We start from the raw sequence: 535 nt of genomic DNA on the forward strand, positions 1-535 counted from the left end.
AACATGTATCACAATTGCGGATTGGGCATGTTGTTGCAATTCTCCGAAAACCTCACCTTTACAAATGTAAATAGCGTACCCAACGAGAAAAAGGGACGGGTTTTTGCCGGACACGACGATGGCTTGCATTTTTCAAACTGCAAGGGCGACATTGTAATAAAAAAGTGCACCTTTCACGGATTGATGGACGACCCGATTAATGTGCACGGAACGTCGGTGCGCGTCATCGAAAAGGTGGATGATTTTACGCTGCGCTGTAAACTGACGCGCAATGACAATCGTGGCCTGCTTTGGGCGCGTCCCGGCGAATCGGTGGGGTTTATCGAAAACACAAGTCTGCACACCTTCGCAACCGGAACGGTAAAATCATTTCGCGACATTGATACCCGATTGTTTGACATATCATTTCAGGAGGCCATTCCTCAAGGGGTGATTGCCGGAAACGCATTAGAAAACCTGACCTGGAATCCCAATGTCCTCATTACGGACTCTTATTTCAAGAGTTGTCGCGCAAGAGGCATCCTGGTATCCACAC

The 535-nt window shown here is 48.0% G+C and carries 1 protein-coding gene; it reads left to right on the forward strand.

Annotation, left to right across the window (positions count from 1 at the left end; translation table 11 throughout):
- Nucleotides 1-535, forward strand: a 535-nt coding sequence (locus ASC50_RS03730) for an alpha-1,3-galactosidase-related protein (protein ID WP_478209964.1), incomplete at both ends; no start/stop codon positions are given.

The sequence above is a fragment of the Candidatus Symbiothrix dinenymphae genome, from assembly GCF_001431085.1.